Here is a 25,102-nt window from a genome sequence, read left to right on the forward strand (position 1 = left end):
AAATAAAAAAGGCTACAGCCATTATGATGGCTGTAGCCTAAGTTTTTACACTAAGTTACTATTTTTTTCATTTTCAAAATAGTTATCATATTTTTCTTTATCCAAACGACCTTCTGATTTAGCCATAACAAGTGATGCTAAAGAGTTACCTGTTACGTTTACAGCTGTACGTGCCATATCAAGGATACGGTCAATACCAAGGATAAATGCTAAACCTTCTAAAGGAATACCTACAGCTCCAAGAGTTGAAAGCAATACAACGAAGGATACGCCTGGAACACCTGCAATACCTTTTGATGTTACCATCAATGTTAATACCAATGTAATTTGTTGACCGAGACTTAAGTCAATTCCATACATTTGTGCGATAAACAAAGCAGCGATTGCTTGGTATAACGTAGAGCCGTCCAAGTTAAATGAATAGCCTGTTGGTATAACAAAGGATACGATATCCTTTGGCACACCTGCTTTTTCCATTTTCATCATAATCCGCGGTAAAACTGTCTCGGAACTAGATGTAGAGTAAGCAAGTAAAAGTTCGTCTTTTAAAATGCGAATCAATTTAAATACACTTAGACCGAAGATTTTTGCCACAATGCCCAAGACGACCACAACAAAAAGAATCATGGCTGCATACACAAGAATAGCCAACTTGCCCAGTGGAACCAACGATTTAATACCGAATGTTGATACTGTAACAGAGATTAAAGCAAATACACCGATTGGCGCAAATTTCATGATTGTATTCGTTACCCAGAACATAGCATCTGCCACTCCTGAGAAGAAGGACAATACTGGTTTCCCTTTTTCTCCGATTGCAGCAACACCTAGTCCAAATAATACTGAGAAGAAAATAATAGCAAGCATATTCCCTTCAGACATCGCTTGTATTACATTCGTAGGTACGATATGGACGATGGTATCAGCAAATCCGCCACCAGATTTAACACTTTCACTTGTCTCTACATAAGAGGAAATATCCCCTTTTGTTAAATGATCCATGTTAACGCCAGTACCAGGATGGAAGAAATCGGCTACAAAAATACCAATTATGATGGCAAATGTAGTAATTACTTCGAAGTAAACAATTGTTTTGATCCCTAATTTACCTAGCTTTTTCAAGTCACCTTGTCCAGCTACCCCTAAGATCAATGTAGAGATGATAATCGGTACGACAATCATCTTAATCATGTTCATAAAGATAGTGCCGACTGGTTGAAGATATTTGGGTACGTTTTCATTTCCGTAAAAAACAGCACCTACTATAATACCAAGAATTAGCCCGATTAAAATTTGCCAAGCCAATCCGATTTTTATTCGTTTCATTCAAGTCACCCCTTTTAAAAATTACAACTTTTTTGTGAATTATTTTTATTGTACCTAAGACATATAAAATCCGACACCATCCGACATTTTTTATGAAATAAAAATTCAAAAATATTTATTCAACTTAAAATTTTTAAAGAGAATTATAACATCATGCATCATAACGTGGCGGGTGTTTGAATTTTTCTTCTGCATCTACATACAGCACTTGAAGAAATTTTTTTACATTTACTTTCATCTTCTTTGGCGTTAGAGCCTTCTGTTGTATGCCGTTCATTAAACCTCGTATTTCGGCAAATTCGAAATAACGAGGTGCATAATACTCAAATTCCGGATTCGTATAGTCTACTACCCCTAAAGTTGCTAAATTATTCATAGCAATCACTAGCGTACGCCGAATTCTTTGCTCAATTGCTTTACTTTCCTTAATAATTTCAGAGCTGCTTAATTTTTTTCGGCATGCCAATTCTTCATATAAGTCTTTTAATGGAGGAATTTGCCTTGGTTTATCTTCTCTCGATACTAAGAATTCAATGATGGCTACAATATCATCGCTACCTGCTTCACCAACGATTCCCATATCATTTAATATGGAGAAAACCACATCCTTAATCGTTCGATGTGACTCTTCTCGTGTTTCTGCCTCGAAATTTAAGAGTGATTTACGGATGGTCAATAGGGATTTCTTTAATAAAAAACGCTCTGACGTTTTTTTAAGGATACTTTGCACTTCAATTTTGTTGATTGGTTTATGAATAAAAAATTCAATGTCCTTTTCATATGCATGGCCCACCATTTCTTTATTCTCTACCTGAGATATCATAATAAAATATCCTTTAAAACCTTGTTTGCGCAATTGTTCAATTGTTTCAATACCATCTAAATTAGGCATCAGTAAATCAATCAGCACAAAATCTGGATCACTGGATAAAATCGACTCTATAGCACTAATACCACTATCTGCCTCACCGACAATGACCCCCATATCTCCTTCCAAAATAATTTGCTTTAGCATACGGCGGCTCGCCGCATCGTCATCGACTATAAAGTATCTCATCTTTGCTCAACCCTCTTTTCTATGTTTTTCTTTGGAATCCTTATATGAAAGGCTGTGCCGTCTGCTTGATCTTCGAGCCTAATTTCTCCTTCAAGCATGTTGATTATTTCTTTTACATGTGAAAGGCCAATACCAGTAGCCGCAACGCCTTGTTGATTGTATTTTGTTGTAAAACCCGGTTCAAAGATAATATCCATATCTTCTTCTTTAATGCCAGTCCCATTATCTTGCACTTTAAAATGAATCATATTCCCTTCTGCCCATATAGACACGCTTATCATGCCAGAGTCCTCGATTGCTTCCACAGCATTTGCAACTAAGTTATTAAGAATGGCTAGAATAGGATTTTGCTGGGATAGGATAAAATCGACCGTCTGAGTAGTTTTGAGTTCCACTCTTTTATTTAACATGCCGCCATATTTAAAATTTGCCTTTTCTACAAATTCTACAATATTCGATAAATAGTACTCCTCATTTGTTTTCACTAGAGATATGTCTGAAAGACCTGAAAAGATTCTTTGTGCATCCTTTTTAACCTCATGGATTTCCTGGGAAATATGGAGCGCACGTACACTAAGGTTTGATTGATTATCAGCTTTCAATGTTCGATAAAAGTCATAACTATCAGCCATAATTTGTTCGATATGATTCATCATTTTTTGCAAATAGAGCGTTTCTACGTATAAGCCAGAGTCGAGTGATAGTTGTTCACCTACTCGTTTTTTTTCTTCCATTGCAATGATTGAACTAAAAATACCCACAACAAAAAAGCTTCTTAAAAAAGCAACCATCACAATTAAGAGCAGATCAGAAATACCTATATTAGTAACTGACATAAGGTATCTCAGCATATGCTCCGCAGTGTTCGCCACAATTTCAATCCCTGTAGCGATTAAACCTAATTTAAATGGTGAATCAATAAATTTCTCCAGCTTTATGAATTGAAATAGGAGAACATATAAGAAGTAATAAAAAAACGCAGGAAGATGTTCTTGAAAACTATTGTCCCACGTCCCACTGTAAAATATAACTGAAATAATGAGACGAAAAAGAACTACGGTTATCCCCGTTATAATACCTGTTTTTAAAACGGACTTTGGTTTCCGAGCTAACAGAAGCACTAAGAAAGTTATACTGCCTACCCCAAAGCGAAACGGTTCGCCTTGAAAGGGAGAGAGTTTAATTTCGCTACTGACAGCTGTTAAAATAGCGATCAATAGCATCCATATCGTTTCCGACTTCAACCAATTTTTTTGACTAATGCCTATGGAGATTCCCCTCCAATCAGATAATATATTCTCTTTATATTACCATGATTGCACTAGAATGAAAAAATACGGTGAAACTTATAAGTCATATAAACAACAAAAGACGATATACACGCTACTAAGGGCGTGGATATCGTCTAACTGTTAGCTCATTTGATCAATGAGCTTTTATGAAAATAAATAGGTGTTTCGAAAATCATTTTGGATTTCGAGAAACCATTTAATGGTTCCCTGTATTTTGTTATGCTCTTTGCAAAAATGCCCTTGTACGCTCATTCTTAGGTTGATTAAATACCTCTTCTGGCTTGCCATCTTCTACAATAATACCTTGATCCATAAAGACAATACGATCGGAAACTTCCCTTGCAAATTCCATTTCATGTGTCACTATAATCATTGTTAAACCTAGATTCGCCAGCTCTTTCATCACTTTCAAGACTTCCCCTACCATCTCAGGGTCTAAGGCAGATGTCGGTTCGTCAAACAGTAGCGCATCAGGCTGCATAGAGAGGGCTCTGGCAATGGCTACACGTTGTTTTTGGCCGCCTGAAAGCTGATGGGGACGAGCATTTTTGTAACGATCCATCCCGACAACCTTTAAATATTTCATTGCCACTTCCTTCGCTTCTTCCTTTGGCCGCTTTAACACTTTTATTGGTCCTACCATACAATTGCTTAATACATCACAGTTATTAAACAGATTAAATTGCTGGAATACCATGCCGAGGTGAGTACGGTATGTATTTAAATTATGCCCTTGGTCCAGTATATCCTGTCCTTTATATAAAATCTTTCCGCCAGTGGGTGATTCAAGCAAGTTAATACAGCGCAGCAGTGTTGATTTCCCTGAGCCCGAAGAGCCAATCACACAAACTACTTCACCCTCCTTAACAGAAAAGTTAATATCTCTTAATACCTCATGTGATCCAAAGGATTTATTGAGATGCATGATATCGATAATGTTTTCCATAGAATCCCTCTCCTTTGTTATTATGATGCCTTCTGTCCTCTCAGCATTTCTTGATTATCTATCAGTTGGTATGTTGCATTGCCGGCAAGTTTTCTTTCGAAATATCTCAATATTTGCGTCACTATAATATTCATAATCATATAGAGGATACAGGCGACAAAGAATGACTCAAAGTAGCGGAAGTTATTGCCTGCTATCGTCTTCGTTTGGAAGAATAATTCGGTAACACCGATGACATTTAACACTGATGTATCTTTAATATTCATAATGTATTGATTGCTTGTAGCTGGCAAAATATTGCGCATTACCTGTGGCAAAACGACATGAACCATCGTTTGCCAATGATTCATACCAATCGCGCGTGCTGCTTCAAATTGTCCATTGTCGATGCTAATAATGCCGCCTCGTACGATTTCTGCCATGTAAGCCCCTGTATTGACAGAAACAATGAACATTGCCGCAAATGTACGGTTCATATCAATGTGAAATATCAGGTCAGAACCAAAGTAAACAACCATCGCTTGCACAATCATTGGGGTTCCGCGGAAAAATTCCACATATACCGATAAAATGATGCTTACGCATTTTAAAAATACTCTTTTAATTCTACTTTTGCTTTTCGGGATTGTATGAATAATACCGATAATTAAGCCAATTAAGGCGCCAAAAATTGTACCAACTGTCGCAATGAGCAACGTCATCCATGCGCCTCTTAAAAACATTGGCCAATTATTGACGATAATCTCTATAAACCATTCTAAACTCATCTATTTTCCTCCTCCAAACAGCGCCTTAACAGATGCTTATGTCTCTCGTATAACAAGCTTTAATCATTGCCATATCCTTTTGGCGTGAATGTTACATGTTAAAGCGCAATTGATGCAAAGCTAGTGAAAGCTGAAGAGGACTTTCACTAAGTTAACTTTTGCATTATTTGGCTGCTGGTTGTTGTTTAATGGCATCATCCATCATTTTTGTACGCTCTTCTTCTGAGATGCCTTTTAGTATTTCATTGATTTTCTTTGTTAATTTGCTATCTTTCGGAATACCCACTGCTGTTTGTGTATCTTCTGCCGCTGTTTTAAATCCTTTGCCTTCGCTAAATTCAACCATTTTAAATTGATCATTGGCAGAAGTTGCCGATACTGCTTCTGGTTTCTCTGAAACATATGCATCCATCTTGCCTGCTTGTAAAGCCACACGCATAGCGGAGAAATTATCCGTTGCTGTTTGTTTTTTTACGCCTGGAATTTGATCAATAACTGTGTAGTGGAATGTATTTAATTGAGCTGTTACTCTTGCCCCTTTAAAATCTTCAATTGAAGTGGCATTTTCATATTTACTTCCTTTTTTAACGACCATTACTAGATGAGATGTGTAGTAATTGTCAGAGAAGTCGATTGTCTTTTTGCGTTCTTCAGTAGGAGACATTCCTGCAATAATTGCATCTATCTTACCTGAAGCTAAAGCTGGCACTAAACCGTCCCATTCCATTTTAGAAATGACAAGTTTTTTCCCTAAGCCATCTGCAATTTTTTTGGCAATTTGAACATCATACCCACCTGCATACTCAGCGTTCCCTTGAATGGCAACCGCACCATTAGAATCGTCACCTTGCGTCCAGTTAAATGGCGGATAACCTGCTTCCATGCCGATTGTAAATGTGTCGCTTCCTTTGCTGCCTGAAGACTTTGCATCACCTAATTCTTTAGAACTACACCCTGTTAGAATTAACACAGCAATTAGTAAAATACTTGATAACAGTGTTCCTATTTTTTTCATATTGATCTCTCCCTTTTTTCTAAATAAAAAAGACTAGAATTATAGACCCGAGTTGAACTCAGGGCTACGTAATTCTAGTCCTAAATCCTCTACTTATATCCCAATTTGAGATAGCACAACTCAATAAACCATAGAAATTTATTGAGACAGTCCTGCAGTTATTCACTGCAGACCCAGCATGCAACAATGAGAAACTTGTTACACACTTCGGCAATATTTCCTTCTTCTTAGACTCATCGCTTTCTCTAACTCCACTAAGAACTAATAAATACTGCGCCTCTACCTCACCGTATAAGTGAGGCTATATTTAGTTATGTTTTAAACAGTCTACAATAGGGATGGAATGTATGTCAATAATATTTCAACAATTTAAAAGATTCTATCCATCAATCTTCCTCATATTCTTCTTCTGCATAATAGACTTCCCCGCTCATAGCATTAATAGCCATGATTTCTTTTCCAACTGGAAATTCTGCTTCATAAGTCAAATCGTATATTATTAGGTCTTCATCTTCTTCATCATTGACCTCAGTTCGTGCAAGATGCATTTCCAGCTGTTCTTTAAATTTAGCGTCGGCTTCCTCTAAAGTCAGGACTGGTACAATGTCCAGGGTATTTAACTTCCCTTCGTTTGGCAACAGCAGCGAACATTCACGAATAATCCCCGTATATTTCCCTACATTGATATGAATGGTGTAATCACTTAATAGGACACCCTTATGCTGTCTTATAAATGAAAATGTTGTATATGGCTCAAAGTCAAAGTCTGCGTCAAACTCATCCTCTTCTTCTAACTCCAACTCTTCAAAGAATTGTCGTTCCTCTTCTGACAAGTCTTCTTCTGTTATTATGCCATATGACGAATACTCCATTTCCCCTTGCTGTACTTCTAACAGGTACTTTTCATGGACATCCCCCACAATCGCCTCTAGGAACATTTTTGCTTTATTAGCTAATGTAGCTTCTGGCAGTTCTTCTTTCTGCTCTTCCCACTCTACCAGCGATTCGTATTCCATAAACATAGAATCTATGTTTTCAATTTTAATAACAGGTTCTTCTTCATCGATGTTTTTCGAACTGCCTGTATACCAAAAACGATTCGCCCCGTCCTCAATCAATTGCATATCATCAGTTACACCAAGCAATGTCTTTACGCTCTCGGTTACTGTAACGGGCTCAAAGGAATTCGCATTTTGCTCCCCATATTCCATAAAATCTTCTTCGTATTGGAGACTACCGTCTACATGTACTCTAAAAGTCCCGCTTTTTGGTTTGTAGAGAAGCTGTAATTCCCCATTCAAGTCTGTAATCGCAAGTTCGACAAGCGGTTGTTCAAAAAGAATTTCCTTAGCATCTTCAGCAGAAATCTGAATATCTGGATAGGCTAACTGATAATATGACTGATTAAAAGTAGCCGACAGGATAAAACCTTGTTTATTTATTTCTAACGTCACACCTGAATTAGGCAAGAATAGATTTAGTGCAACATCTTTTGCTTCAAACGTTAACAAGTATGATTCACCATTCCATTCAGAAATACTGCGGAAAGTAAGATCCTTTTGATAGAATTCATCTATAAAATCTTCCGCAATTCCCATTAAATCCTCTTGGGTTAATTCTTCATACTCATCAAGTGACACATCATTGTGTTCCAGGATGTCTTCCATTTCAATTAAAAGTGATGCTAATTTTCCGTCTTCTGTTACTTCAATTTGCCCGTAAGGCAGCTCTCTATTTAAGTCAACAATTTCTCCAACTGTTGGATCGTCCTCATCGTACTGAATAGCAATGACTGGACGTCCAATCATATAATCGCGTAATATAAATTCCCAGCTCTTCATTGGTTTTCTCCCCATATTCATTTAATTTTCTATATCTACTTATCAATTGGTTATTATTGTTCATCTATAATAAAAGTGCTCTTTCTACTAAAAGTAGGATCTTCTTTGTTAATTTTACAGTGCTACTACTAAAAAATTCTACCATAAATAATACGTTTGGGCTTAAACAAATCAAAAAAAAGCCAGAGGATTTAATCCTCTGGTCCGTTTTCTAAAACATTTTTTTCCATAAGTTCTTTTTCATACCGTTCAATTTCTTCGATTGAATCTGCATACCAGACTCCGGTAAATCTTGATGGTATTTTCCCCTCGAAATAATCTCCATCATAGTAGGCTAATGGGAATAGTACGCCTTTTTCTACATACTCTTTTATCGCTGTATAGAATGCATCACGTTGATCATTTGATCGGTAAGCTAAAAACTTGTTTACCGGCTTTCCAAGTTGTTCGTGTAGCAATAACATGGATGTAGAACCATTCTGTCTAAAGTTCAAGTCGATAGCTTTTACTTGCCCATTCTTTGTTATTACAAGGTCAAACCCCGCTACACCGATAAACCCTTTTTCTACGCCACAGTCCATAATTTCTCGACCTGCCTGAATGATTTCTTCCGGTACATTTTCTACTAGCACATTACCACTGTACTTTCCGTTGTCATCTGTAATTTGCTTTGATGCACCAATAAATTTTATCCCTAGTTCCTTAGAATAAAGGTATTGGCAGCAATAATTTTCTTCAATATCAAGACACTCTTCGACAATAACCATTTTCGCATCTTCACTTTTAAACTTGTGGATGGCCTCGGCTAGCTGATCGTCAGTGTGACAAATCATCACGCCATAGCCCCCTGATGAAGGCAAGTCTTCACCTTGTTTTAAAATAAGCGGTAGCTTCCATGATTTAAGCTCTTCCTCTAATTGATTTATACAAACAACGTCCCGTTTAGGGACATACTTTTTTGGAATGATAGCATCAATATTGGCCTTACAGTTCAAATAATTAAACATTTCTGCATCCATCCAATAACACTCTCGATTGATTTCATCTTCATCATATAAATAATGGAAAACTATTTTCTTTTTCTCTTGACTCCACTTGTGCAAAATAGCTTCATATTCTTCTTGGTTTCCATATTGATAGGGTTGTTCAGGAATTTCTACCCCTACTATTTCGAACAGTTCTTTGATTTTGTCTGTTTGCGTGGCTTTATGAACCAGCGTTGGCAAATTTGAGATAACTAATTCTCTAGCTGTTAAAAAGTCTAATTGTTCCATATCTTGGGACATCCATGGGTTTTCTTTATATGATGGTCTTGGGCTGTAAACGGCGTCCTCTCCGTAAATTTGCTTCAATGTAAAGGTTGGTTTCACGACTAGCTGATCCATATAATCTTCTCCTTTTCTATAACCATGATATGGCTGTTTTTTTAGTATCTATTGTGTTTCAGTCAGTTGATTGAATCTTCTTTAGGCAATATAGCTGTATAGCTTTCAAAAATCCCTTACAAGGATGCTATTAATTACCCCTTACTCTCTAACAAGAAACTATATTTCAAAAAGATAACTAAAATCTAAAAGACCTTTACAAATAACTAAAAATAATGTAAATTATCAAATGGCGAACGTTTTATGAATAAATAAAAAATAATATTCGACTTTAGGGGTGTTCCTTTATGGATAATGTATTTGATTACGAAGATATTCAGTTGATTCCTGCAAAATGTATTGTGAATAGTCGATCAGAATGTGATACAAGTGTGACACTTGGCGGACATACTTTTAAACTTCCAGTGGTCCCTGCAAATATGCAAACAATTATTGATGAAAAGGTAGCAATCCAGTTAGCTGAAAATGGCTATTTCTATATCATGCATCGTTTTAATCCGGAACAACGCGCAGACTTTATCAAAGGTATGCATGCACGCGGTTTAATCGCATCTATCAGCGTTGGTGTTAAATCGGAAGAATATGACTTTATTGAGACATTAGAAAAAGACGGGCTAACACCTGAATTCATTACTATTGATATTGCTCATGGACATTCCAATGCAGTCATTAACATGATCCAGCATATTAAAAAACATCTCCCTCAATCATTTGTCATTGCAGGTAATGTTGGAACACCAGAAGCAGTTAGAGAATTAGAAAATGCTGGTGCAGATGCAACAAAAGTAGGCATTGGACCAGGTAAGGTATGTATTACTAAGATTAAAACTGGCTTTGGCACAGGCGGTTGGCAATTAGCTGCACTTCGCTGGTGTTCTAAAGCTGCTACTAAACCAATTATTGCTGATGGTGGCATTCGCACACACGGTGATATTGCTAAATCTGTACGTTTTGGCGCTTCTATGGTGATGATTGGCTCTCTATTCGCTGGTCATGAAGAATCACCTGGCGAAACAATCGAAATAAACGGCAAACTATATAAAGAATACTTTGGCTCTGCATCTGAATTCCAAAAAGGGGAACGTAAAAATGTAGAAGGCAAAAAATTGCATGTTGAACATAAAGGGCATTTAAAAGACACCCTAATTGAAATGGAACAAGATTTACAGTCATCTATTTCATATGCAGGCGGTACAAAACTAGACGCAATTCGCAATGTTGATTATGTAATTGTAAAAAATTCAATATTCAACGGAGATAAAACATATTAATTTTCTTTATCAGACAAATAAAAAAGCCCTCTACGTCATGCCATATGCTGATCGTAGAGGTTTTTTTCTACCCATTATTAAAAATATTTACTATTATCCGATAAATATTTTGGAAAACTATCACTATACGATTCTTTATGTGATAAAATTAGCTCGCAATTAAGGTAAAAGACACTCATATGCACTATGTACATAACAGAATAAGGTAAATAAAGGATCTAAAATCCACATGGCATAGGCTTTTAACCTTTTCTAAAAACATGAGTGAACCCAAAAGTCTTGATAGGAATCAGCACCCTTAAAGTAATTTGGTTAATGAATGCTCAGCGGACTTCCAACGAGTAAAGTAGTCACTAAACTTTCTTGCAGCATATCAAAGTTTTAGTATAAGAGAGGTAAACGCGAGTGAAAAAATTATTTAACTGGAGTCTGCGTTCTAAGTTAATTGGAGCTTTTTCAATTTTCTTGATTATTCCTTCGTTGCTGATGGCTACGATTTCTTACAGTAGCACAAAATCACAAATTAAGCAGGAACAACTGAATAGCGCTAATTCTACTATTAAATTGTTGAATACAAATATAACGAATACTATTCAACCTAAAATCCATGATGCAACTTATTTATCTAAACACATTTCTAAAGGTTTAATCGATTCTTCAAAGGATTCAGAGCTTCGAAAGATATTAAATCAATATATTAACGAACATCCTGAGACAGCAATGGCTTATGTAGGTACAGAAAAAGGCGAAATGATCCGTATGCCTTATGCTACATATCCGAAAGACTATGACCCACGAGAGCGTCCTTGGTACCAAGAAGCAAAGGATAAGTCAGGAGATGTGGCAATTACGGAGCCCTACACTTCAACTTCAACTGGCGAGTACGTGGTAACTATTACAAAAACATTAGCAGACGGATCAGGCGTCATAGGCATTGATATTAAAATCGATGCTTTAAGAGACATTTCAAACCAAGTGAAAATTGGAAAGCTAGGTTTTATTTCTTTATTAAGTGATGGTGGAAAGTATATTGCAGATCCGAAGGCAGATAGTGGATCAGCTCCTAAAGAAACTTATATGAAGGAAGTATTAAATAAAGCAAAAGGTCAGACAGAGACAGAAGAACACAATATCATCTACCTCACAAATAATGAAACAGGTTGGAAAGTTGTCGGCACCACATTCAAATCAGAGGCAGATAAAGCGGCAGCATCTACACTTTACTTAGATATTATAGTAGAAATTATATTCTTATTATTAGGTGCATTTGCCATTTGGTATATTGTTCGGTCTATTATAAAGCCAATCAATCGTTTAAAAGAAAGTGCCTCTAAAATGGGGAAAGGCGATTTATCAGAGGAGATTATCATTACTTCTACGGATGAGATTGGACAGCTTTCTAGCTCATTCAATGATATGAAGAATAATCTTGCCACTCTTATTCAAAAAGTAGGATCAAGCACAACGCTTGTCCGCACATCATCAGAAGAATTATCGGCAAGTGCTAGCCAAAATATCGCTGCTTCAGAACAGATTGCCTCTGCCATGCAGCAAGTAACTATCAATACAGAAAATCAGACAACTGGCATTGAGCAAAACGCTACTGCTGTTGAAGAAATCTCTCATGGCATCAGCCATATTACAGAAAGCATTAATGAAGTAGCTGTTTTATCTTCACAAGCGACAGAACAAGCAGAAACAGGCGAAGAATCCATCCAGCATACAGTGAATCAAATGGATTCAATCCATCATTCTGTATCTGCTACGGATATAAAAATAAAGTCACTATATGATCGTACTAAGGAGATTGGTGCAATCTTAGATATCATAGGCGATATTGCTGGTCAAACTAACTTGCTTGCATTAAACGCATCGATTGAAGCCGCACGCGCAGGTGAACATGGCAAGGGCTTTGCTGTAGTGGCAGAAGAGGTACGCAAGCTTGCAGAAAGCTCACAACAGTCTGCATCACAGATCGCAAATCTTATCCACGCGGTACAGCAAGATTCATCAGAAGCTGTAAAAAATATGGCTTCGACTCTAGAAAACGTTCAAGAAGGATTAAGCATTTCCAAACAGACAGCAATGCAATTTGAAGCTATTATTTCAAGCATGCAAGAAATTACACCAAAAATTGAAAATGTCTCGGCTACTACAGAGCAAATTTCTGCCTCTATTCAAGAAGTATCGGCTACTGCTATTACATTAAATGATCATGCAAAAGACAATGCAGCAGCATCTGAAGAGGTAGCAGCTTCAACAGAAGAGACGCTTACTTCAATGGAAGTAATGGAAGAAAACGCAAATCAACTTCTCAATTTGTGTGAAGAGTTACAAAACATGATTGGTGAATTTAAAACAAATTAAGAGATACTTCCTTTATAGAACAATCTATAGAGGAGGTTTTTATTCTATCACTTCCCCTTCATATGAATGGGTCATGCTGCATAAAGTGAATTAAAAAGGTGGGATTGATATGAATAATGACTTGCATTTTATACGTTACTTTTTGCCGCCGACAGCTGCTATTTTAGAATTAGAAACAGGTCCTGTTATTTTGCATGCCGATGTAGACGGTGACTCAATTGAAGAGCTGATTAGCGCCTATAGCTATAGGGGCAACACGTTTCTTCTTATGCTAAAGCAAATAAATTTCCAGTGGCAGCCGCTCGTCCACCTCAAAATAGAACAGCACCATATTGCAGGGTTATATGCAGTAAAAAAGAAGGAAAGCACTAAAAAGGATTTAGTCATTGAATGGAAAATAAACAACCTTCCTCCTTACTTAGATACACTAACGTGGACGTCTAATGGATTCCAGCGGCAGACAACCCCATCTCAACAACTCATCATTACGAAAGCTTATGGAGATGTTACGGGAGATGGATTAATAGATACCGTCTACCTCACAGGTGAAAAGCAACCTGATAGCCCTCTTTGGCAGAACCTAGAGATACAGATTATGAATCACTCGCAAGGCATTCCTGTTAACATATCACTTAATGATATGAAAGGTTATAACCCAACCATTTTTCTCGGTGACTTTACTGGGGACAAAGCTCAAGATATCCTTGTAACCGTAGATTCTGGTGGGAGCGGTGGAATTATTTTCACGAAAATCTTTTCTTATCAAAATGGAGTATTTAAAAAAATATTCGACGATGAACGCTTTAATAACAAATCAAGTTATAAAGTAACATATGAAGACGGCTTTAAAGTGCGCGTTACAAGCTCAGCACCGCCCAAACAGTATAAAATCGATCTTACTTATAAAGGAAAATCCTATCTTTCAGAAATATACAAGCCAAATGGCCAATTAAAAGAACCGATTGAAGGTTGGGTGGATCCAATAAGCGGCCTATACCCAATCGATTTTGACCGTGATAGTGTCTATAGTCTCTTGGCATTCCAAAGCATTGCAGGCAGGTATCACGCTGACCGTTTAGGCTATGTTCAAAGTACATTAGAGTGGGATGGTGAACAGTTTGTAGTTGTAAGACAAAATGTCTCTATAGAAGGTCGAGAAGGAAAGCGCCAATAAACTATTAGGACAGGAGAGAAATTTTGCAAAATATCTTGCCAAAACATTCCTCTTTGAAAATAGTCTTACGAAAAAGGCAAAAACAAATGTGTAGGCAAAAAAGAGAGACAATGAAAAAAGGTACTAGAAAAACAGGTATCGAGCCTACACTTCTTCCCGCTCACCAACAGCAAAAATAGTAGACTATGAGGCAGAGTGGCAAACACCACTTTGCTTTTTCTTTTCTTCTCTGCCTATACATTCCGTTGTATTTAAAATATAGTAGAAGCGGGTGATAAAATGAATACAAAAATATACATGAACAACGAAAACTTAATTGCAGGCATTTCTTTAAAAGATGCAAGTATGCCCGAAGACGGCAATATGGCACTCCATAGTTGCACTGATCCTTCTTTGATTTTACAAAATCGAAGCTTGTTGGCAGCATCTATCGGTTGCGATCTTAATCAATTTGTTTGTGCCAATCAAACACATAGCCCAAACTTTTATAAAGTCACTCGAGACGATGTGGGTCGTGGAGCAAAAGCAAAAGAAACAGCTATTGAGAACACTGATGCACTATATACATTTGAACCAAATATAGTGCTGTGCACCTTTACTGCTGATTGTGTCCCCGTGATACTTTATGATCATTCTACAGGCCTGGTTGGCGTTATCCATTCTGGCTGGCAAGGGACGATTAAAGAAATTACTCTGAAAATGATTGACTATTTGAAAAAGAATGAAACGTGTGATCCTAAAAATCTGTATATTCATATTGGCACAGCTATTAGCCAAGATAAATTTGAAGTGGATCAAGATGTATATGATCAATTCAAAAATCTGAGCTATGCAGATGAGTATATGTATTTTAATGAAAAAACAAATAAGTATCATATCTCTAACCAGCAAACCGTTAAAAGGCAATGCGAGCTTGCGGGTGTACCAAGCGCTCACATTACCATAGATGAAACATGTACGTATATTAATAATGAAGGCTTTTCATATCGTGAGGATAAAAAAGCAGGTCGCCATCTAACATTTGTGATGAAAAAGCAGTAACTGATTGTACTTCCCTCCCTCTCTGCATATACTCTAAGACCATGCAAAAAGGGAGGACCCATATGTATATATATCCACGATTTGGCCATTCACTTTGGTATTATAGCCAACTATTTGATGTACCTCTTGCTCTTATAATTGATTCCAACCCTCGCCTTGAAACAAATGATTTAGGCGATAATGAAAGATTACAAATACCTGGATTCACTTTAAATCACTATATAGCCAAGCAGGAGGAAACCTTAAAACAAGTTGCTAGGAAATTCACAATTCCCTGTGAAGCTATTCTTTGTGTAAATCTAGACTTACATGAAAATACCTCATTAACTGTGGGCCAAAAAATTGCACTCCCCCAAAAAGTGACTTGGCGAACTATACGCGATAAAGACCACTACGATTCAGCCAAAATGAGGAAGGATCTTCAAGCACTGTTTCAAATTTATCCTTTTCTAAAGCAACAAACAATTGGCTATTCTGTATTAAATGATCCATTAAAAGAAATTCAAATTGGGAAAGGCCCTAAAAAGGTTCACTTCAATGCATCTTTCCATGGCAATGAGTGGATTACCACTGTATTTCTTTTGTCTTTTTTAGACGATTATCTTTTAGCCTTAATGAATAAAACAGATTTGAGAGAGACAAACCCCCTCACTCTTTATATGCAAACAACTCTTTCCATTGTGCCGATGGTCAATCCTGACGGAGTCAATCTGGTATTAAACGGCCCTCCGGATGATCAAGAATGGGGAAAATATCTGCTTGCTTTAAATAATGAATCAACTGATTTTACTGGATGGAAAGCTAATATAAACGGTGTTGATTTAAACGATCAATTCCCCGCCAATTGGGAAATTGAAAAATCCAGAGCCCCTCAACTGCCAGGTCCCCGAGACTATGGTGGTGAACTTCCGCTAACAGAACCCGAATCTATTGCTATCGCTGTGTTGACTAAACAGCGAGACTTTGATCGTGTACTGGCATTCCACACACAAGGTAAGGAAATCTATTGGGGTTATCATCATTGTGAACCCAAAGAATCAAAAACCATCGTGAAAGAACTCTGTAAAGTCAGCGGGTACAAGGCTGTCAGAAATGTAAATAGCGATGCGGGCTATAAAGATTGGTATATACAAGAATGGCGAAGGCCTGGTTTTACTGTGGAACTTGGCTATGGTACAAACCCGCTACCTATTGAACAATTCAGCTATATTTATAAAAGGGCAATGGGTATTTGCTTAGCAGCTTTATATATGTAGATAAAAGAAGTCAGCTATCGCCTCCACGGCGTATAACTGACTTCTTCCCTTAATGTAAAACCTTTTTTCTATTGTTTCGTTTTTCATCGATGAGGGCAATCGTCCCGTTCTCTACACCAAGCTCTTGTAGCCATCTGCGATAAGCAATAGTTAAGGCATCTGATTTAAGATGCATTTCCGCTTGTAAATCTAATGGTAGGAGTTCAGGCTTTTGGCTTTCTACGATATCCAAATCCTGAGCAAAGATTAAATCTTGAAATTCTACAAAAGATGCATCTGGTTGATCTAAATCATAGTTTCTTGTTAAAAGCATAAAGGCTTTAGTTTTTTCATGATCTTCTTGATTTACACAAACGAGAATCGTTAATTCATCCTCTGATTCTTTTGATGTTTTTGTAAACCGTGCAGTAGTTGGATTTAAAATCTCATAAACATAGTCAGTATAACCGCCCTTTGAACGTCCATCAGGATTAGGTTGATATACTGGTATTTTACTCGTAATAAATCGATTGTCTTCAAAAGAAACGGTATAATTATCAACTTCAGCATGGTCTTCGTCTCCAAGCATGCCGCCATGAACGAACATAAGGTGAGACACATCTAAGAAGTTTTCAATAATTCGAGGCGCGTTTGCATTTACATCATATGGCCCGCAGATGACTGTCTTATATTCCTCACGACTATAATCAAGGTAAGGAATCATCGGAGCAGGCTCTTCACCTAAGCATACCCATATCAAACCATACTGTTCTTGGCAATGGTACACTGTAGCCTTAGCCTTGCTAGGAATTGCCTTCCCGCATGGTAACGCAGGAATTTTTGTACAATCGCCATGGCTGTTATATTCCCATGCGTGATAAGGACAAACAATATTCCCATCTTTTACTTTTCCAAGAGACAGCGCTGCCCCGCGGTGAATGCATAAATCTTTAAATGCATGCACTCCTTCTTCGTTACGGAAGACAACGACGCGTTCACCTAGTACAAAAACCTGCTTTGGCGCATCTTCCACTTCATTTGCAATACATACAGGATGCCATTCATTCCATAGATAATCTTGACGCATCTTCAATTCCCCCACTAATTTAAATTTGTCTGTACCTCGTTTGATTCCTTATGATCTTCTATACTTTCCGGCAAGATTAAATTTAATAACAATGCAGTAACTGCACCAACAGCAGTGCCTGATGCAACAAAATATGTCGCTAGGTCTGGTAGCTGAGCCAATATATCTGCTGGCATTAATACTGCAAACAAAGCAGCCATAATAGAAACACCTATTACTAACATATTTCTTTCTGTAAACGGCACTTCTTTTATCACTTTAAATCCATTCATCATAATTACTACACAAAGAATGGCAAAAATACTATTGACTACAACAGATGGAATGCATGCAATACAGTTCATTAATTTTGGCATCATCCCAAGAACGATTAAGATGGCACCACCTACTAGGATCGGTTTTCGGCTTTTAATGCCTGTAATCGCAATAATGCCGGCATTCGAAGAATAACCAGTGACAGGAGTACCTCCGAGGAAGGAGCCCAAAAAACATCCCAATCCTTCGCCCAATGCCCCACCGTTTAATCGCTTGTCATCTAGCTTGTCACCCGTAATATTGCTAACTGTAAACCAAGTACCGGTTGTTTCAATCATGACGATCAAATAGATGGCCAACATAATAAGGATGGCGTTGATATTAAACGTGGGCATTCCAAATGCAAAGAGAGTTGGCAACTGAAACCACGACGCTTTCTCTACAGAAGAAAAGTCAATCAATCCATAAAAGGATGCAACAAGAGAGCCGCTGGCAAGCGCTAAAATAACGGAAATTACTTTGATAAAGCGAAGTTTTGTTTTTGACCTTTCGCCAATATACATACAGAAAATTAGAACAGCAGCTGTTACAATCGCTACAATCATATTTGAGCTTAAACTGCCCTGCGCAGTATAAATCGAATGAATGGCACTAGGCATTAACGAAATACCGACAATAACAATAACCGTGCCAGCTACTAAAGGAGGAATAAACCTTCTTACTGCCTTACTGAACAGCTGCAGCGGATAACCTAGCAAGCCTATCAGCAAAGCACCAGGTATTAAACTTCCAATCATTGTACCGATTCCCGAGGTTGTCCCAATGGCAGCAAGCGCGCTGATCGGAACGAATGAGGGCCCTTGCATGACAGGAAGCTTCATTGCAAGCCCTGCTTGAATTAATGTCGCCAGTCCACATGCAATAAATGTCATTTGAATTAATAGCGCACTATCATTTACTGAAAAAGAAAGCATGCCTGCTAGGATCATCGGCGGAATAAAAAGGTCCATTGCCATTACTTGTTGTAAGCCGAGAAGAAGCATTTGAGCAGCAGCGCCTCCCCTTTTCCGGTCCACAATAACTCTTTTTGTTCTCCCTGTTTCTAATTCTCTCGTTATACTTCCCATCATCAATCCTCCTGTAATAAATCAACCCATATAATTCATCAAAATAAAAAACTCGGATTACATACCTCTACCTTCGTAGAAAGCCATGTAATCCGAGTTCAAAAAAATGAGAATTCGAAAGAGAAGATAAACGTCCCTATAGACGATTTATCTTTTCAAAGCTTTCCATAGCCAGTTTATTTACGGTAAACAGGTAGAAACTTGTGAGCCATATTCTCACGATTATATGAAAAACAACTTATATAATTTTATGGGCTAAGTATAGCACTCACCCTATGAATTGCAAGTATATTTTTTAATAAGTTTTTAGTCAGCAATGTCTTAAAATAACTCAAACCTGCACCATATAAGGATTTAACCTATCAAAACAAACATTCGCTTTTTTGTAATAGTATTTAACCAGCTAATCATTTATAATCAAAATATAAACAAAAAGACGAACTTTATTGAGGTATATATGGATAAATATACGTTTATTTTCAAAGGAACTGCTTTTACAAGTGAAACAAATAAAAAAGTAGCCATCTTAAAAGACCATCTCTTCTGCATTAATGAAAACGGCTTGATTGAGGATATTTTCAATTCTACACACGATGAGTACTCTAGGTTGATAGATGACTATCAAGATAATGACAATTTCCACACATTAGCGGCAGGGCAATATATCTTACCTGGTTTTGTCGACTTGCATGTTCACGCACCGCAATGGGCACAATCAGGAACAGCCCTTGATTTACCTCTATATGATTGGCTCCATACGTATACTTTCCCACTCGAAGCAAAGTTTGCTGATCTAGAATTTGCAGAGCTTGTTTATGATGATTTAGTTACAACATTGCTTAAGAACGGAACAACAACAGCTCTTTACTTCGCTACTATCCATAAAGAAGCAAGCTTATTACTCGCGACAATATGTGCAAAAAAGGGACAACGCGGATTAGTAGGTAAAGTGGTGATGGACGATCCAATACAAAATCCCGATTTTTACCGAGATCAAGATGCCAAAACGGCATTAGCTGATACAGAAGAATTTATTCTTGAAGTCAATCATCTTTCAAAGGAAACCAAGCAAGGCGTGTACCCTGTGGTGACCCCTCGATTTATCCCAAGCTGTACAGATGAAGTACTGACAGGATTGGGAAAATTAGCTGAAAAATATGATACCTATATCCAATCGCATTGCAGTGAAAGTGATTGGGCACACAATTATGTACAAGAACGTTTTTCAAAACATGATGCCTTTGCACTCAATGATTTTGGATTACTAAAAGATAAATCAGTGATGGCACATTGTAATTTCTTAGACGATGAAGACGCCTCACTATTCGCAAAAACAGGAACGGCCATTAGCCACTGTCCCTTATCCAATGCCTATTTTGCCAATAGCGTATTGCCTGTAGCACATCTGCAAGAAAAAGGAGTGGATATTGGCTTAGGAACAGATATCTCTGCTGGCGCTACGCCAAGCATATATGCCAATGCCATTCAATCAATTATTTCATCACGGATGCTAGAAGATGGTGTAAACCCTTCTATACCAGCCAGTGAGCGGGGCGTACCTCATTCTCGCTTAACCATCGATGAAGCCTTTTATCTGGCAACAGCCGGCGGAGGCGAAAGCTTAAGTTTACCTATTGGGAAAATCGAAAAAAATTACTCGTGGGATATTCAAATTATTGATACTACTATGTCATCTGCAAGAATGCCCATCTTTTCACCAGATGAGCAACTATACGATATTTTCCAAAAAATTATGTATCATACACGCCCAGAACATATCCAAGAGGTGTGGGTACAGGGAGAGAAAGTCCAATTTTAATCAACAAAAGCACAGACCATTTACGCTGGTCTGTGCTCTATTGACTTATTTCCAAAAGCCATCTTGCTCTAATTTCTTTTTACCTTTAAATGCAAACAAGATTGCAATGATATTGATAACTAACATCGCTAGTAAAGCGTATAAAACAACTGTGTAGCTTCCTGTAAAATCATACACATAGCCATATACAGGAAGAGCGACAATAGAAGAGATTGCTAGTCCTAAAGAGGCTGTTGAATAAATTTGGCTATACTCTTTATTACCAAATAGACTTGCTGTCAGCGCAGGCCCTAATGTACCGATTGATGATGAAATCACGCCAAATAACCCTACAGCTAAAGTAATGATCCCAGCATTTGACTCTGTAAATACAAGCAAGCAAATAGATATTAAACCAACAGCCATTGCAAGAAGTGCTGTATTTTTTGAACCTATACGGTCAGTCAAGAAGCCTATGATTAATGATCCAATTAATACACCGATCATTAAGGTCCCCATAATGTTACCTGCAAACGAAACACTGAATCCTTTATTCATCAAGTATGTTGGAATATGCATAGAAAAACTTGCAATAGATGTTACAAGGAAGAAGAAAATAAGCAATGCATAAAAAGCAGAAGATTTTTTTGCTATTGCAAATGTAACACCTTTCTCTTCAGTATTGATTGCTGCCCCATTATCAGTTGCAGCTGCTTCATCCATCCCATATGGAAGAAGACCCTTCGCTTGTGGAGATTTTTTAATCAAAAGCAAGACAACTGGTATAATGATCACCATTGCTGCAATACCAACAATAACATAAGATGATCTCCATCCATGGCTAGAAATCAATTTACCAACGATTGGTTGAGAAATAGCACCTAATAAACCACCAGCAGCACCTAAAATACCAAGAGCCAAGCCACTGTTCTTTTTAAACCATTGATTGATCAGCACTGGTCCTGCAATAACTGTGATAAAAACGCCCCCAACAGCTAATGGAATGGCCATAATATACCATCCCCATACAGAACTCATAAAACTAAATAGAACATAAGATCCCGCTTGTAAAATAATACCTACAATTAAAACTGAGCGAATATCATATTTCGCCAAAATTTTTCCGCCTATTGGTAGGAAGATCAACGTCACAATAGCAGAGACACTGAAATACAAGCTTAAGCTACCTAAGCCTACACCAAGATCTTTAGTAATCGGCGTTAAAAATAAGCTTGCAGAGTTACTCAAACTTCCTTTACCGATACCAACAATGATACAAAGCGCTAGCAAGGTCCACCACGCGTAATGTATTTTTTTCTTTTCCATAATTCGTTACTTCCTTTCTGCTTTCGTATTTATTACCAACAATAAGCAATTCAAAGTAACAATTGATAAGTGTATGTAGAAACCGATAATTTTATTGAAATAACTAAAATTTGTATGTTCTAAATTTTAGTTATCTAAATATTAGGAGACTAAATATTTACCGCTACTTCACCTAATAGAAAAGTAAATAGCGGTTTATGGACACTCAATTATTCTTTTTTCATGCTTGGCTTTTCAAAAAAATTACTTAGAATTCTAAATAAATCACCAGTAAACAATAGCAGACTTACTGTAAAAGCGCAATACCTTTCTTTTAAATTTTGTGATAAAATATTGTTTTTTTAAGTAATTATCGGTCCAATTAATTACAATAATGTTATATAGAGCGATTAATTTAATGTGCGAATATATTCTCACACAACGTATAATTTACATATAATAAAGGTTTTTCTTTTCCTATAAACGGTTAAAGTATTAAAAACAGGAGGGATCCATTATGCATCCAGTTGTACTTTTTGATGGCGAATGTAATTTTTGCGATTCAAGTGTACAGTTCATTATCAAACATGACCCTAAAGGACGTTTTTATTTTTCTTCATTACAGGGGGACACGGGAGAGAAAATGCGGGAGAAATATCAGATACCTTCTTCCATTGACAGCATCGTACTCATAGAGGATGACAAAGTTTACTATAAATCAACAGCAGCACTCAGAATATGCAAGGGCCTCTCAGGATTTTGGAAGATATTTTATTTCTTTGTTGCCGTACCACTACCATTGCGAAATGCTGTATATGACATCATTGCGAAAAACCGCTATAAATGGTTTGGCAAAAAGGAAAGCTGTATGCTTCCATCGCCAAATATCCGAAAAAGATTCATATAAAAAAAGAGCGAAAAGAAAGCCTTTTCGCTCTTTTTTTCTTTTTATACTGGTAGATCTTATACCTCAAACTTCTGTAAAAGTGGTATAACGCCATAAATGATTTGCCGTTTGCGGAGCCATCATTTCAAGGCCCTTATTATCCGTTTGATGTACTGTGTGCCATTCTTTTTCATCATGTTCTTTCATATACACTTCATGGCATGGTGCTTGGTCATGGCTACCTATAAAATCTACTGTCCCATTGCGATAAAATGTCCCAAACAATCTATAATTAATGGCAGGAGAAGCTACAAGCGGATTACCTACTTCATGATACAGCTCAAACCGTACGAAATCCTCGTTCTTGATGACTTCTTGCATTTCTATTCCTTCATCAGAGGCCCGCTCTTCCTTTAAAAAATGCTTATCCTCATCATATGCCTTGGTAATGCCGGCTGTTTTCTTCAGCACTGTTGCTTCTTCAGCTTCTGCATCATAGGTAATTTCTGTCCGAGTACGATAGCTATTTGCTTCCGGATCGTAATGACGATTGTCTCCTTTAAAAAAACGTTCAGAGGAGGCTATATTTGGGTTTCCGATCCACTCTTCCTTTAAAAATGTGGTGTAGCGCACCAACCAATTTTTATCCTTTTTCTCTTGCCTGTTTGCTTCGGGTCTTAAAAGAAGATGTTCTGCTGGTCCTATCTTTTTTCTCAGCGTAAATTCTTCTTTTGCTGTTTGTTCTTTCGAGGTATCATTTTTTGCTATTCCTAATACACCAGCTATTGCAGAATTGGTCTTGCTGCTTCCTTGTTCTGACAAGAGAAGCGGCCTTTTCGCCTTGATTTGGTAATTAAATTCTTTACTTGTGCTTGGTATTTTTTCTTTAAAGTTGCATGTTTTTGTTTTACCAATCAATTGTTGATCTCGATATATAAAGTATTCCTCAATTCCATCAATAGCTTCCCATTTAAACTGAATGTCTTCTTCTGAAATAACAGTTGTGATAACTAAATCCTTCAAAATATTATTCTCTGATTTTTGATCAACAGCTGTAGCCGTTTGAACACCGTACTTTTTAGAAATCCCCTTTTCTTCCTCAGTAAATTCCACATAATACTGATATAACGTACCTGGAACCAAACCTTTGTCAGTGTATTCACTTTTATCACCTTTATAAAGCAACTTTCCATCTCTATAGATTGTATAAAGCCCTTGTGCTTCCTTAAGTAAAAAAGTAATTGAATCCTTGGAATGTCGAATAGTGCCGAAAGCAAATCCGTCATCTTTCTGCGGAGCTTTTTCTATTTTTTTTAAGATAATTTTTTCAGCGGTTCGAGCGATTACAAAAGTCCCCAGAAGAATACCTGCTGTCTTGATTGGATTTCTTTTCACTTTTTCCAGCAACGATGAAGATAGCATTTGATCACCTCAGTATTTTTTTATGCTATACCCTTTTTTTGGTTTTTGCTATCAACATTTTGCTTAGGTGTTAAAAACAGTTGATCAAAAGAAGAAAAACAAACCAAATAAAAAAACAAAAAATATTTTAAAATGGTCCCATTTTTCACCGTCTTTTCACTATTGAAGGATAAGGTATAGAGGCAACAAAAAATAAATGATATTTGGAGGAACACTTATGAACAAAAAGAAACTAGTTGGATATGTAATGTCAGGTGCCCTGTCAGTTGGAGTATTAAGTGGAATTGGCTCTAACGTATATGCAAAGACGATGTCAAATTCCTCTGATAGTAGTAATACGACTCAAGAACAAATACAAAAGATTAAAGCAGAACTAAAAAGCAAATTGGCGAAACTCGGCGTGTCATTACCAGAACCTAATTTTAAAAACTCTATGTTAGCTAATTTAGATGACGCCACTAAAAAGAAGGCTCAAGCTATTCTAGATAAAGAAAAAAACGGTTCT

19 protein-coding genes, 1 pseudogene and 2 riboswitches are annotated in these 25,102 nt (G+C 37.1%); of the genes and pseudogenes, 8 read left to right on the forward strand and 12 right to left on the reverse strand.

The features are described 5' to 3' along the window. Positions 1-45 precede the first annotated feature (45 nt). From RST01_RS13275 to ldmS, 8 genes are all read right to left on the reverse strand, one after another. Positions 46-1,326, reverse strand: coding sequence for a cation:dicarboxylate symporter family transporter (locus RST01_RS13275; RefSeq protein ID WP_066791026.1), 1,281 nt, complete (start codon positions 1,324-1,326; stop codon positions 46-48). 151 nt (positions 1,327-1,477) lie between these two features. Then, positions 1,478-2,383 (reverse strand): response regulator, encoded by a 906-nt coding sequence (locus RST01_RS13280; protein WP_066791028.1) that lies wholly within the window; start codon positions 2,381-2,383, stop codon positions 1,478-1,480. After that, positions 2,380-3,606 (reverse strand): ATP-binding protein, encoded by a 1,227-nt coding sequence (locus RST01_RS13285; RefSeq protein WP_221298013.1) that lies wholly within the window; start codon positions 3,604-3,606, stop codon positions 2,380-2,382. The genes RST01_RS13280 and RST01_RS13285 overlap by 4 nt, the downstream gene beginning before the upstream one ends. Positions 3,607-3,892: 286 nt before the next feature. Then, a complete protein-coding gene (locus tag RST01_RS13290; RefSeq protein ID WP_147197463.1) occupies positions 3,893-4,621 on the reverse strand; it encodes an amino acid ABC transporter ATP-binding protein in 729 nt (242 codons plus the stop codon). Between the two features lie 20 nt (positions 4,622-4,641). Then, entirely contained in the window at positions 4,642-5,388 is a 747-nt protein-coding gene (locus RST01_RS13295) for an amino acid ABC transporter permease (protein ID WP_147197464.1), read from the reverse strand. A gap of 163 nt (positions 5,389-5,551) precedes the next feature. Continuing rightward, positions 5,552-6,403, reverse strand: a complete 852-nt coding sequence (locus RST01_RS13300) for a transporter substrate-binding domain-containing protein (RefSeq protein ID WP_147197466.1) — start codon at positions 6,401-6,403, stop codon at positions 5,552-5,554. A 103-nt stretch (positions 6,404-6,506) separates the two neighbouring features. Continuing rightward, positions 6,507-6,693, reverse strand: a riboswitch (Lysine riboswitch). A 96-nt stretch (positions 6,694-6,789) separates the two neighbouring features. Further along, positions 6,790-8,244 carry a hypothetical protein gene (locus RST01_RS13305; protein WP_147197468.1) on the reverse strand — a complete coding sequence of 485 codons (1,455 nt, stop codon included), beginning with the start codon at positions 8,242-8,244 and terminating at the stop codon, positions 6,790-6,792. Positions 8,245-8,435: 191 nt separating this feature from the next. After that, the gene (gene ldmS / locus RST01_RS13310) at positions 8,436-9,629 is read right to left on the reverse strand and encodes an L-aspartate--L-methionine ligase LdmS (protein ID WP_221298012.1); all 1,194 of its coding nucleotides are present in this window, start codon (positions 9,627-9,629) and stop codon (positions 8,436-8,438) included. 287 nt (positions 9,630-9,916) lie between these two features. Between ldmS and guaC the strand changes: the two genes are divergently transcribed. From guaC to RST01_RS13335, 5 genes are all read left to right on the forward strand, one after another. Further along, a complete protein-coding gene (gene guaC, locus RST01_RS13315; RefSeq protein WP_147197470.1) occupies positions 9,917-10,900 on the forward strand; it encodes a GMP reductase in 984 nt (327 codons plus the stop codon). Between the two features lie 405 nt (positions 10,901-11,305). Next, positions 11,306-13,267 carry a methyl-accepting chemotaxis protein gene (locus tag RST01_RS13320; RefSeq protein ID WP_147197472.1) on the forward strand — a complete coding sequence of 654 codons (1,962 nt, stop codon included), beginning with the start codon at positions 11,306-11,308 and terminating at the stop codon, positions 13,265-13,267. Positions 13,268-13,376: 109 nt separating this feature from the next. Beyond that, a complete protein-coding gene (locus RST01_RS13325; RefSeq protein ID WP_244946729.1) occupies positions 13,377-14,441 on the forward strand; it encodes a YybI family spore inner coat protein in 1,065 nt (354 codons plus the stop codon). 279 nt (positions 14,442-14,720) lie between these two features. Further along, on the forward strand, positions 14,721-15,482 hold the full coding sequence (pgeF, locus tag RST01_RS13330) for a peptidoglycan editing factor PgeF (RefSeq protein WP_147197474.1): 762 nt from the start codon (positions 14,721-14,723) through the stop codon (positions 15,480-15,482). Between the two features lie 62 nt (positions 15,483-15,544). Beyond that, positions 15,545-16,738, forward strand: coding sequence for a M14 family metallopeptidase (locus RST01_RS13335; protein WP_147197476.1), 1,194 nt, complete (start codon positions 15,545-15,547; stop codon positions 16,736-16,738). A gap of 49 nt (positions 16,739-16,787) precedes the next feature. Here the strand turns inward: RST01_RS13335 and RST01_RS13340 are convergent, their stop codons facing one another. Together RST01_RS13340 and RST01_RS13345 are read right to left on the reverse strand one after the other, a co-directional pair. Then, entirely contained in the window at positions 16,788-17,804 is a 1,017-nt protein-coding gene (locus RST01_RS13340) for an aromatic ring-hydroxylating dioxygenase subunit alpha (RefSeq protein WP_147197478.1), read from the reverse strand. A gap of 14 nt (positions 17,805-17,818) precedes the next feature. Continuing rightward, on the reverse strand, positions 17,819-19,189 hold the full coding sequence (locus RST01_RS13345) for a nucleobase:cation symporter-2 family protein (RefSeq protein ID WP_147197480.1): 1,371 nt from the start codon (positions 19,187-19,189) through the stop codon (positions 17,819-17,821). Positions 19,190-19,334: 145 nt separating this feature from the next. Then, positions 19,335-19,436, reverse strand: a riboswitch (purine riboswitch). Between the two features lie 207 nt (positions 19,437-19,643). Here RST01_RS13345 and guaD point away from each other — a divergent pair. Then, positions 19,644-21,005 (forward strand): guanine deaminase, encoded by a 1,362-nt coding sequence (gene guaD / locus RST01_RS13350; protein ID WP_147197482.1) that lies wholly within the window; start codon positions 19,644-19,646, stop codon positions 21,003-21,005. Between the two features lie 45 nt (positions 21,006-21,050). Here guaD and RST01_RS13355 read toward each other — a convergent pair whose 3' ends face one another. Beyond that, complete coding sequence (locus tag RST01_RS13355; protein ID WP_147197484.1) at positions 21,051-22,310, reverse strand: MFS transporter; 1,260 nt, start codon at positions 22,308-22,310, stop codon at positions 21,051-21,053. A gap of 496 nt (positions 22,311-22,806) precedes the next feature. On the opposite strand from RST01_RS13355, the gene RST01_RS13360 reads away from it, so the two are divergent. Beyond that, positions 22,807-23,196 carry a thiol-disulfide oxidoreductase DCC family protein gene (locus RST01_RS13360; RefSeq protein ID WP_147197486.1) on the forward strand — a complete coding sequence of 130 codons (390 nt, stop codon included), beginning with the start codon at positions 22,807-22,809 and terminating at the stop codon, positions 23,194-23,196. Between the two features lie 63 nt (positions 23,197-23,259). Here RST01_RS13360 and RST01_RS13365 read toward each other — a convergent pair whose 3' ends face one another. Beyond that, entirely contained in the window at positions 23,260-24,597 is a 1,338-nt protein-coding gene (locus tag RST01_RS13365) for a DUF3238 domain-containing protein (protein ID WP_147197488.1), read from the reverse strand. Between the two features lie 217 nt (positions 24,598-24,814). Between RST01_RS13365 and RST01_RS13370 the strand changes: the two are divergent. Then, positions 24,815-25,102: pseudogene (locus RST01_RS13370) on the forward strand (hypothetical protein); the annotation flags it as partial.

The sequence above is a fragment of the Rummeliibacillus stabekisii genome (assembly GCF_007988965.1).
GTDB lineage: Bacteria > Bacillota > Bacilli > Bacillales_A > Planococcaceae > Rummeliibacillus > Rummeliibacillus stabekisii.

Bases quoted from the DNA above. Each gene is read 5' to 3' on its own strand.
- RST01_RS13275 (WP_066791026.1), bottom strand. From the start codon at position 1,326: ATGAAACGAATAAAAATCGGATTGGCTTGGCAAATTTTAATCGGGCTA.
- RST01_RS13280 (WP_066791028.1), bottom strand. From the start codon at position 2,383: ATGAGATACTTTATAGTCGATGACGATGCGGCGAGCCGCCGTATGCTA.
- RST01_RS13285 (WP_221298013.1), bottom strand. From the start codon at position 3,606: ATGCTATTGATCGCTATTTTAACAGCTGTCAGTAGCGAAATTAAACTC.
- RST01_RS13290 (WP_147197463.1), bottom strand. From the start codon at position 4,621: ATGGAAAACATTATCGATATCATGCATCTCAATAAATCCTTTGGATCA.
- RST01_RS13295 (WP_147197464.1), bottom strand. From the start codon at position 5,388: ATGAGTTTAGAATGGTTTATAGAGATTATCGTCAATAATTGGCCAATG.
- RST01_RS13300 (WP_147197466.1), bottom strand. From the start codon at position 6,403: ATGAAAAAAATAGGAACACTGTTATCAAGTATTTTACTAATTGCTGTG.
- RST01_RS13305 (WP_147197468.1), bottom strand. From the start codon at position 8,244: ATGAAGAGCTGGGAATTTATATTACGCGATTATATGATTGGACGTCCA.
- ldmS (WP_221298012.1), bottom strand. From the start codon at position 9,629: ATGGATCAGCTAGTCGTGAAACCAACCTTTACATTGAAGCAAATTTAC.
- guaC (WP_147197470.1), top strand. From the start codon at position 9,917: ATGGATAATGTATTTGATTACGAAGATATTCAGTTGATTCCTGCAAAA.
- RST01_RS13325 (WP_244946729.1), top strand. From the start codon at position 13,377: ATGAATAATGACTTGCATTTTATACGTTACTTTTTGCCGCCGACAGCT.
- pgeF (WP_147197474.1), top strand. From the start codon at position 14,721: ATGAATACAAAAATATACATGAACAACGAAAACTTAATTGCAGGCATT.
- RST01_RS13335 (WP_147197476.1), top strand. From the start codon at position 15,545: ATGTATATATATCCACGATTTGGCCATTCACTTTGGTATTATAGCCAA.
- RST01_RS13340 (WP_147197478.1), bottom strand. From the start codon at position 17,804: ATGCGTCAAGATTATCTATGGAATGAATGGCATCCTGTATGTATTGCA.
- RST01_RS13345 (WP_147197480.1), bottom strand. From the start codon at position 19,189: ATGATGGGAAGTATAACGAGAGAATTAGAAACAGGGAGAACAAAAAGA.
- guaD (WP_147197482.1), top strand. From the start codon at position 19,644: ATGGATAAATATACGTTTATTTTCAAAGGAACTGCTTTTACAAGTGAA.
- RST01_RS13355 (WP_147197484.1), bottom strand. From the start codon at position 22,310: ATGGAAAAGAAAAAAATACATTACGCGTGGTGGACCTTGCTAGCGCTT.
- RST01_RS13360 (WP_147197486.1), top strand. From the start codon at position 22,807: ATGCATCCAGTTGTACTTTTTGATGGCGAATGTAATTTTTGCGATTCA.
- RST01_RS13365 (WP_147197488.1), bottom strand. From the start codon at position 24,597: ATGCTATCTTCATCGTTGCTGGAAAAAGTGAAAAGAAATCCAATCAAG.